The organism is Brevundimonas sp. (genome assembly GCF_035626975.1).
Lineage (GTDB): Bacteria > Pseudomonadota > Alphaproteobacteria > Caulobacterales > Caulobacteraceae > Brevundimonas.
Genome location: NZ_DASPMQ010000040.1, coordinates 37,340 through 45,906, shown reverse-complemented (window position 1 = coordinate 45,906; position 8,567 = coordinate 37,340). Strand labels below are relative to the sequence as shown.

The following is an 8,567-nucleotide window of genomic DNA, read 5'->3' as shown; positions in this document are numbered from 1 at the left end:
GGAGCGGGGTATGCGAGTGAAGCGCTGAAATCTCTCCTGGCTGACATGTTCTCCCGGCGAGGTCTCCATCGGGTGGTGGCTGTTACGGTGGCGGATAATTCGGCCTCGCGCGCGTTGCTGACGCGGCTGGGGTTTCGGCTGGAAGCCCACTATGCATCCGCCTTCTACGACTATCGCGCAGAGCGTTGGGTGGACTCCGTCGGGTACGCGCTGCTCGCCAGCGAATGGGGCGCCAACTGACGAGCTCCATGTCCGCTTTCCACCCATAGGCGACAGTTCGCTCGCCACCCTAGGCTGTCATTGCTGGCCGGACACGAGTCGACCAGATCGTGCGTGATATCCGCCCCTACCGCGCGGATAAGGCGGCCGTGTAGTTACGCACGCGCGCTAGCTTGCGGCACCGCTTGCGTTCCCTCCTCCATGCGCCCAATCAGTTTGCATCGCGGGCAAGGAACATCGGGCGCTCGCTGCCGAGGGAGATCGGTAACGCACGCCGCAAACTCCCGCCTGTTTGGTTCGGGAGATTGCCGTGACCTACTTCTGCTACATCGAATCCGAAATCCTGACCGTGCCACATATGGAGCCGCTGGACGCCGACGATCTGGACTCGGCCAAGCTGGAAGCCGAGGCCCTGCTAGAGCAGCACGCAAGCGGCTATGCGGCCCACATATTTGATGACGATGACCGCATCGCCACCATCCGCCGCGAACGTCGGACAAGCGTTCAGACGTCTATTCAGGTTTAAGCGCGCGGTCGCCACCTTCTGCACCTTGTCCTTAAGGCCGGAACCCGGGATCGGACCATGCGCACCAGCCTGGTGTTTGGAATGACCAGCGCGGGACGAACTGTTCGCATAGATGCGAATTACTTCGCAGCACGAGAAACTCCGCATTTGACGCAAAACTCAAGCTGACGTCGCTCCGACCACGTCAAAACGTGCCGGCAAAACAACCGCCGAAGAAACTTCATCATCTGCCGTGGCCCCGCTAATCCTTCCGTTGCAGAGGTCACATATCGTTGTTCGCTTCAAGGCTTATTCGCGCCTGCGAAGACTCGTCGGACGCTTCCAGTGAGTCTCTTTCGGCCCGCGACGCTGGTCCGCTTTCGCCGTGAAGATAGGCGCGTTCACTCCTGTCTAATCGGACCCCGGGGAACGGATTAACATCCTTGTTAGCCCGACATGCCCCGTTACGAGCTCCAATATCTAACGCGGTCCGCCGCAAGTGAAACGATCGAGGCCGATGATCCGGACGCTCCGGAAGACCTCGCCCGTATGCGTCTGCTTTTCCAGGACCGCACCCGAATCAGCCTCTACGAGGACTACGAGGTTCGTGACTGGGCAACGAAGTTCGGGGTCAGTGAAGAGCGCCTCCGCGCGGCGGTCGCCAAGGTCGGCAACATGGCCGACGACGTCGAGCGAGAGCTGCGAGCGTAATGACGGAATCCTGCGGGGGAATGGACGCCGGACGGCGGACGCCAGGTCTCTGTGGTCCCCTGTAAACTCACACGTCCGCCGATCGTGGAGGGGGATCAGACGCGGCTGGATGTCGATGTCCCGAACAGCTAAGGTCGGTCTGTCGGGGGGGATGCACCCGACATGACGGCCCGGCTCTCTGAATCCCCTTCTAGCGCCGGGCCGTCGCCTCGCCGAAGCGGTCCTGACCTCTGTCCGAGCACTTATCGCCGATCGCAAGCGACGCCGCATGTGGTTCAGGCCGCCCAAGGCGGGCGGAGCGCCTCGGAATCATCGCCGTAGATCTCCGTGGGATGGTTCGGCCTGAAGGACAATGGTCCATGTCGCGAGTAATTGAACGCATGGCTCCGTTAACCACCAATCTTGAGGATCAGACCACGCTTTGTTGATACCGTGTGGTAATGTCGAAGCCGATGACTGACGAGGACCGTGAGCTCGACGCCTTGTGGCGCGAGAGTTTTGGGGAACCCCTGCCGATCCTCGGCGCGGGAGATTTCGTTCGGTCCTTGCTCGACGCGCCTTCACCGCGTCCGCGGCCAAATCCGCCCGCGCGCCGGGAAGGGCCCCGGACGAAGGGATCGGGTCAAGCGGATGCTAGCCCGCCCATGGCGGGAGTTTGATGACCTGTCCCTGTGGCGTCGACACCCACAGACCTGATTGGGGCCGATTTGATCAGATCCGCCGGATCGTTTTACCGCCAGCGCGGTGTCAGGGGTTCCCGTTCGCCTGACCTTGGCTCGCTGAGCGGGGCGATGGGGGAGCACGGATTGCAGGACGGCGACGTCGAGATCGGCGAGCGAAGGGTGAAGATCGTCCGACCGAAGAGTGCCGGATCGGAGGGCTCTACCGGCGCCTTCCTGCTGGGAGGGCTCTGCCTGATTTTCATCCTTGGCATCGTCGGGATGTACTCAAGCGCTGGCGATTCGCTCGCCACCAACGATGTCACCACGTCCTGGATCGCGCCGCCCGGGTTCAATGTCTACAAAAGCACAAGGGGCGGCGGCGTGGCGACCCAATGGGACGAACCGACCCCGGCGGAGTGCAGCGGAGACCGGGCCAGCTGCTTCGTCGTCAACGTGGTCACCGAGAACGACTGCCCCCTCAGTCTGTATATGTCGATCACGCTCCTCAACGCTGCTGGCCAGATATCGGGCTGGACTGCGGAAACGGCCCAAAGCGTCCAACCCGAAGAACGGGCGAGACTGGTCTTCAAAACTTATGACCGGGGCATTGTATCTGCGCGGGTCGCTGAGATCCGCTGTTCCTGAGCGTGAGCTGCCCGAATCTCGGCGCCCGCCGGTTCGCTGAATGTGGAGAAGGTCTGGCCGCTTGGCTAACCGTTAGTAGGTGAGGGGGGAGCGTTGACTCCGGGTGAACAGACGGAGAACGTCGCCGCCATGACAAAGCCGGACCGCCCCATCCAGCAGCCGGACCGCCACTTCCAAAAGCTGACGGCCGCACGTCATGAGCTGTACCGTCTTATGGACCGATACCCATCTCGCAACGCGGACTGGCAGGCGTTCAGCGATATCGCCGAGGCAATGGACCGCGCCGCCGTTCACTTCGGTCTGGAGCTACATTGGTGGTGGCCGTCTGGGGGAAACGGTCGGGTTTCGCCCCATAACTGGAGCGTCAATCTCGGCCCGACACATACAAAGGGGGGCTGGGAGGCTGAGGTCTAGGTGGCCAAGGCCACGACGGGAAGCTGCAATGCGCTGTCTAGCCCAGTCATGTCGGACGGATTGGGCCGCACCAATTGAATCGCGCGCCCGTCCATTCGACCGCCCATCCTTTGTCAATCATGGCTTCGCCCGTGTCGCCGTGGATCGGGTCGCTCACCCGCGCCAGCGTCCGTCCATAGCGGTCCCGCCCTTGCCGCTCGACCGTGGGGGCCTTCACGGCCCAAAGGCGCGCGATCTCCTCAAGCGCTGAAGTGGCCTCTACCGCAAGCATGGCCTCTGCCGGACACTCTGCCCCGTTGCCGCTCTCGGGTGCATCGAGATTGGCAATGCGGATCGTTTCGCCGTCCAGAACGAACGTGTCGCCGTCGATGACTCGGACGATGGAAGCCGGGCCGTTGGCGGCGGGGACTGGCGCGACTGCCTGAGCTTGGCAAGCAGCGAGGGCCACGGCGAGAACCGGTAGGAGGGCTAGGCGCATCACCCCTCATATCACAGAACGGGAGTCCCTGAAGCGGCGGAGACTAACCGGCTGGGAACGCGGCGACGGTCACAAGAACCGTGGGGCCTGATACCCCCTCGTGACGACCACCGCCGAGCGCGCTAGCTTCCTCTGATGGAGTGGTGGCAAGACGATCGCCGACGAAGCGAGCTACTGATGCGGAGGCCCCGTATCCGCCGGGAGGACGCACCACGCCCGTTCTTCCGGGACCTCGACGGCAAAATTCCCGCCCATGCTGGGACCATCGCCGACTACGGTTTTTCCATCGCGCGGCAGGGTTGGCGACATGTCGGCTGGACTGACTCAGGGGCCAAGCGTCGCCGGTCCCTGTTCCACCTTCACCGGGGCGAAGAATGGGTGACGGCGATACGCTGCGCCGAGTATCGCCTATTCCCATTGGAGGGTTTCGATCTCTTCGCCCCGCTGGACGCCGACTCCGACATGGAAGCGCGCCTCGCCGTGGCTCTTCAAGAGAACTGGGACGATCCGGGCACGGAACTGGCGGCGTTCGGCTCGATCGCCGTCATCGAGGACATCTGGTCCGCGCGATCGGCCAGCCGCGAGTCCCCGTGGGTTCCGGCGTTGGCGACACTCTTCGACACCCTTCTGGCTGACTGCGCCTGCGCCCTGACCCTGCCCTTCCCCTTGGAGTATGAGGGCCGCGCCCCCGAAGAGATGCCTTCGCATTTGGGCTTCACGCGGCGTCAGCGAGCCATGATCCGTATTGCCGAACGCTTGTTCGATACCGTTCAGCTCGAAGGCGAAGCTGGTGAAGATGGATGGCTATGGATGCCGCTTCGCGGTGAAGGCCTCATCCCCAGACCGACCATCACACGGGCTCCACCGGAGCCGCACTTGCGGCTGGTCAGGTAGCGCCGCCATCGGCGACTAGCCGCGCCCCGGTCCCGGCACCGTTGGTGATCTCCACACTGTTGGCTGCAAAGGCCTCCACGATCTTGCGTGCACTGCCCGGTCGAAACGGCTTGCCACCTTCGATCGCGTTGACGGTCGTCGGCGAGACGCCTGCCGCTTTGGCCAGGTCTTGCGTGGACCACTGGAGCAGCGCCCTTCCAGCCCGACAGGCCGGACCCGTGAGAGGGGCAGTAGTTGGTATGTTCATGTCAGTTAGTTGACTTTCGGAGCGAGAAACTGTTATGTACGTAACAGCTTCTTGATGCGTCGTCTAGGAACGGACCAAGGGTCGAAGGCGGTTTGAAGGGGTCGCGATCCTGCGACCAAGGACCACCGTCATGACCATGCTCGACCAGAACGACGCCGCTCGCAGCTTCCCCGGCTTCGCCTCCAACGGCGACGCTCAATCGGGGCGGACCCTCCGGCAAAGAACGGCCCGCCCCCTTTCCGAAGAAAGGCTCACCGTGATGAGCAGGACCACAGGTAAGCGCGGGTTCGTCCCGGCTCAAGCCACCGCCAGCGTTCAATCGCTGGACTTCGCCGCCGCCGCCGAAGCTTTCCGGGCCGCTGTCGCTCTGGACGGCACAGCGACCAGCGAGGCGGAAAATGATGCAACGGCAGACCTGATCGCAGAGCGCGCCGACAGGCTGATTGGCGTTCCCGCGTCCGACCCGGCGCAGATCGCGGAGAAGGTCAACGCCTTCCTGTGGCTGCACGGCTGCACGTCCGGCAATCTGTCCGACCCCGCCACACAACGCCGGATCGCCACTTCGCAGAACGAGCCAGCAAAGGGCCTGCTGGCTCTGTATCTCGACCTGACGGCACTGGCCGACGCGCGGGCCGTGGCTCGCGCCGGATGGGACAGCGCCCTTGCCGCCTATGAAGCCGCGCAGGCCATGGAAGATGCGGTCACGGAAGCCGAGAAGGAAATCGACCATACCGACGTGTGGAGCGCCGCCAATGCTGCCAAGCACCGGGCGCTCGAAGCCCTTCTGATGACCCGCGCGCCCGACGCGCAGGCCATGGGCGAAAAAGCCCGGTTGGCCATCATCAACCTGCACGCCAGTTGGCGTGGTGACGAGATAACTGATCCGGCGTTCATCTCCCGACTGTTGGCGGGCGAAGCCGAAGAGGTGTTCGTCGCGTCCATCTATCAGGACGGCTTGGCGCTCGCCGGCTGCGCCGACGCCACTGTGGTCGCCGAGCCCGATCCCTTCGACGCTGAAGAATGGCTGGCCGATGTCGAGACTCGCACGGGTTCCATGCTGACGCCTAGCGACTCGTACGGCAACGCTGAGTTCGAGGGCGGCGACGCCACCACTGCAGCTGCTGAGCGGAACGCCTTGCACCCGTCGCACGAGTTCGGCGTGACCCAGCACGCGTGCGCCCGCGCCAAGTCGGCTGAGCGCGAGCGTGCGCGGCACGCCCCGCCGCCGGTTCCCGCGCCGCCGGTTGATCTCCGTCCCATCTTCATCAACGGGCTGCTGAACACTTTCGAGGACGCAGAACGCGACGACGCGCGCGCCAAGCTGGCTGCAATAGGGCTGGAAGCCCGTTGATCCGGGGGAACACGGGGGAGGCCGCGCCTCTCCCGCCTTCGACGCTCGCACCTTCCTCGCCGCTTTCGAGGCCGAGAGCGAGCGGAACATGGCCATCAAGATCGCGCGCGGCAGATTCACCGCCGCCTTCTTCGTCCAGTGCTGGTCGCCCCGACGGCGACCAGCCGCCTTGTAAGATTAGCTTTCGTGTAGCTCCTGTATCCGCTCCGCGAGGAAATAGATTCCGAGCAGGGACACGAGGAATAGCTGCCAGAGAAAGAAAAAAATCAGCGCAAAGCTGGCGGGTTCAATGACGTGCGTCATGGCAAAGTTTCCAAAGCGCAGAGCTTCGATGGCTGCCGAGGCCTTTGGCCAGACGCTCTTTGAGAGCAAGAGGACAGTGTATATCAGAAACGACAGAAACGAAGCGTATCCGAACAGATATGAAATGAACTGACGATACGAAAGCTTCTTGTCTTTTCGCCCGGGTCCGTCTGTGTTTCTAACCGACAATAAGGCGTCGCCCCCCGCGAGCTTGTTGTCTATTCCGGCTCGGTCGAAAGTGGCGACAGCCGCGAGAGCGGCCATGTAGAAACCAATCAAAATCGACAACAGTCCCGACAGAGCGCCGAACAGGTCGTTGTTTCCCAGCACGTCCAGCGGCAGGTCAAAGAGCACCGCCACGCCAAACGTAAGACCCGCGAGTATCGCGGGAAGCACGAAATCGTAAACCGCCTTTGATGTCAGCACACCACTTCCATGTCTTATCCGAAGATAGTTGCACGGTGTGGCCAGTTGCCTGAAGGCCCAGATCATCATGGGCGTATGCTACCAGTTTCCGTTGGTAGTGACAACAGCAATCATCTTTGTTTGGATAGCGGTATTGATCTTAGAGTAGCATGACAAGAGCTCTTCGCTGAAGTGCTCCAGACGTCTGGCCCGCACATAAAGCGTTTCCAGCGCGTCTTCGGTATCCAGATCAATGGTTGGATTGCTGCTCGCGTTACCGGGTAGCTTGTGAATGCCAAATGTTACTTTACTGTATCCTTCATCCTTGGCGCGAGAAATCAGGTTCTTTAGTCCGACGACCATTTTGCTCTCACCAACCGGCTTAGTGTGCACAACCAGCTTTTCTTCGACGTAATCTACGATCTCCGGAGCGCCAACTCCGCTGTATTGCACCATCCTTCGAGTGAAGGTTACTTGTGATAACTCGGCATTCTTAAGATCGTCGGCGGCATTCTCCGTAGCAACCCGGTTTGCAGCGATCACGGGCGCATAGGGCTTGCGGGTCATACGCGATTTGCCCTTCGCCCGGCTGACGTGCTCGAACGTGTAGTGGGGATTGCCCGCGAGAGCAGTCGCGACAATCCGATTGATCGCCATTTCCACAATCGAGGTGTTCACCTTCGGCATACGCTCAAAGCAGGCCCTGTGCAGGCTGCCCTTCGGCTTTAGCGACAGCACCAGATGTGCGGACCAGCCGGGCGTCTCTTTCGCCGTCGCCTTCGTTGATCTGATCTTGCCCGCTACGGCGTTGGCTTCGATCTCGATGTAAGCCGGTCCCAAGGCCTCAGGGTCTCCCCGATTTATCAGAAGGGTGACGGTGTTGGACGCCTCATCCCGGGTGATGTCTGCGATGTAAATCTGGTTCTTGGGGTCCGCCTCGGGATCATCAGCGTCAACGAACCGACTGGTTCCCTTGGCCATAAGGACGCGGGCCCGTTTGGCGGTCCACTCCGATTCCAGAACCCCGATCACGTCGTCCATGGACAACGTAACCGTCCCCGCCGCCTCGCTCGGCTTTGTCGATAGCGCGATGTGCCACTGATAAACTCGTCGCTCGGTCGCGGATGCCGCCATGCCGAATAGCCCCCAGTCGTCGGGCGCAACGAAACAGCCTTTCAACTCTGAGTCGATAGCTGCGGTGCAGACATCACCGTTTATGGTGTTGCTACCCGATGCCGGACTTCTGGATAGTTAGACTCTCCGCCGGTTGGGCTGGGCTCATGCCGTACCTGCGTGAGGCGTCGCCGCCCAATCACTTACCACGAACAGGCCGTAGGCGTCGGCGTTCACCGCAGGCTCTACGTATGGGTCCGGGAGGGCGGCGACGTAGGCGGCGAAAGCGGCGAAGTTGTCAACGGTCGGCAAGACCGGTGGCGCAACCCACAGCGCGAACACGACCTCACGCCCCTTGATCGAGGCTGCATCGCGGGCGCTCAGATGAAGGACAACGCCTTCCGGCTCAGGCCGCACCCATGATCCGCCGGGTGTCGGCGCTGCGGTCAGGACAATGCGGGCGGTTCCATCTCCCATCAACACGGTGGGCGATGGATCGGCCGGCGCGTCCGGTCCCCACGGCCACAGCCATTCCGTCGCGCTCGTCTCGTTCGCCCAATGCGGGGGGAACAGAGACGCTAGCTCGTGATCGATGCGCCGGGCGGCGGTTTCCATGACAC

At 62.3% G+C, this 8,567-nt stretch carries 11 protein-coding genes and 1 pseudogene; 7 read left to right on the top strand and 5 right to left on the bottom strand.

The genetic code is table 11. The features are described from left to right. The 4 genes from VEB62_RS11180 to VEB62_RS11165 form a co-directional block, all read left to right on the top strand. The coding region (locus tag VEB62_RS11180) for a GNAT family N-acetyltransferase (protein WP_324799412.1) at positions 1–240 on the top strand (240 nt) is incomplete at its 5' end. Between the two features lie 289 nt (positions 241–529). Beyond that, entirely contained in the window at positions 530–745 is a 216-nt protein-coding gene (locus VEB62_RS11175; protein ID WP_324799410.1) for a hypothetical protein, read from the top strand. A 528-nt stretch (positions 746–1,273) separates the two neighbouring features. Further along, a complete protein-coding gene (locus VEB62_RS11170; protein WP_324799408.1) occupies positions 1,274–1,435 on the top strand; it encodes a DUF3606 domain-containing protein in 162 nt (53 codons plus the stop codon). A gap of 806 nt (positions 1,436–2,241) precedes the next feature. Continuing rightward, positions 2,242–2,742, top strand: a complete 501-nt coding sequence (locus VEB62_RS11165; protein ID WP_324799406.1) for a hypothetical protein — start codon at positions 2,242–2,244, stop codon at positions 2,740–2,742. Between the two features lie 460 nt (positions 2,743–3,202). Here VEB62_RS11165 and VEB62_RS11160 read toward each other — a convergent pair whose 3' ends face one another. After that, positions 3,203–3,634: a thermonuclease family protein gene (locus VEB62_RS11160; protein ID WP_324799403.1), complete on the bottom strand. Its 432-nt coding sequence runs from the start codon at positions 3,632–3,634 to the stop codon at positions 3,203–3,205. Between the two features lie 135 nt (positions 3,635–3,769). On the opposite strand from VEB62_RS11160, the gene VEB62_RS11155 reads away from it, so the two are divergent. Continuing rightward, positions 3,770–4,528 (top strand): hypothetical protein, encoded by a 759-nt coding sequence (locus VEB62_RS11155; RefSeq protein ID WP_324799401.1) that lies wholly within the window; start codon positions 3,770–3,772, stop codon positions 4,526–4,528. On the opposite strand, the gene VEB62_RS16725 is transcribed toward VEB62_RS11155, so the two are convergent. Continuing rightward, positions 4,521–4,775, bottom strand: coding sequence for a helix-turn-helix transcriptional regulator (locus VEB62_RS16725; protein WP_414642034.1), 255 nt, complete (start codon positions 4,773–4,775; stop codon positions 4,521–4,523). The genes VEB62_RS11155 and VEB62_RS16725 overlap by 8 nt on opposite strands. A 130-nt stretch (positions 4,776–4,905) precedes the next feature. On the opposite strand from VEB62_RS16725, the gene VEB62_RS11150 reads away from it, so the two are divergent. Together VEB62_RS11150 and VEB62_RS16720 are read left to right on the top strand one after the other, a co-directional pair. Further along, positions 4,906–6,126, top strand: coding sequence for a hypothetical protein (locus VEB62_RS11150; protein ID WP_324799397.1), 1,221 nt, complete (start codon positions 4,906–4,908; stop codon positions 6,124–6,126). Between the two features lie 79 nt (positions 6,127–6,205). Continuing rightward, positions 6,206–6,301: pseudogene (locus VEB62_RS16720) on the top strand (DUF6471 domain-containing protein); the annotation flags it as partial. A 2-nt stretch (positions 6,302–6,303) separates the two neighbouring features. Here VEB62_RS16720 and VEB62_RS11145 read toward each other — a convergent pair. From VEB62_RS11145 to VEB62_RS11135, 3 genes are all read right to left on the bottom strand, one after another. Continuing rightward, positions 6,304–6,924, bottom strand: coding sequence for a hypothetical protein (locus VEB62_RS11145; protein WP_324799394.1), 621 nt, complete (start codon positions 6,922–6,924; stop codon positions 6,304–6,306). Between the two features lie 9 nt (positions 6,925–6,933). Then, on the bottom strand, positions 6,934–8,013 hold the full coding sequence (locus VEB62_RS11140) for a hypothetical protein (RefSeq protein ID WP_324799392.1): 1,080 nt from the start codon (positions 8,011–8,013) through the stop codon (positions 6,934–6,936). A gap of 99 nt (positions 8,014–8,112) precedes the next feature. After that, complete coding sequence (locus tag VEB62_RS11135) at positions 8,113–8,562, bottom strand: hypothetical protein (protein ID WP_324799390.1); 450 nt, start codon at positions 8,560–8,562, stop codon at positions 8,113–8,115. Positions 8,563–8,567: the final 5 nt, after the last annotated feature.

What these genes read in the sequence shown, in the direction of transcription:
- VEB62_RS11135 (WP_324799390.1), bottom strand. Translation starts at nt 8,562, where the DNA reads ATGGAAACCGCCGCCCGGCGCATCGATCACGAGCTAGCGTCTCTGTTC.
- VEB62_RS16725 (WP_414642034.1), bottom strand. Translation starts at nt 4,775, where the DNA reads ATGAACATACCAACTACTGCCCCTCTCACGGGTCCGGCCTGTCGGGCT.
- VEB62_RS11170 (WP_324799408.1), top strand. Translation starts at nt 1,274, where the DNA reads ATGCGTCTGCTTTTCCAGGACCGCACCCGAATCAGCCTCTACGAGGAC.
- VEB62_RS11155 (WP_324799401.1), top strand. Translation starts at nt 3,770, where the DNA reads ATGGAGTGGTGGCAAGACGATCGCCGACGAAGCGAGCTACTGATGCGG.
- VEB62_RS11145 (WP_324799394.1), bottom strand. Translation starts at nt 6,924, where the DNA reads ATGATGATCTGGGCCTTCAGGCAACTGGCCACACCGTGCAACTATCTT.
- VEB62_RS11160 (WP_324799403.1), bottom strand. Translation starts at nt 3,634, where the DNA reads ATGCGCCTAGCCCTCCTACCGGTTCTCGCCGTGGCCCTCGCTGCTTGC.
- VEB62_RS11150 (WP_324799397.1), top strand. Translation starts at nt 4,906, where the DNA reads ATGACCATGCTCGACCAGAACGACGCCGCTCGCAGCTTCCCCGGCTTC.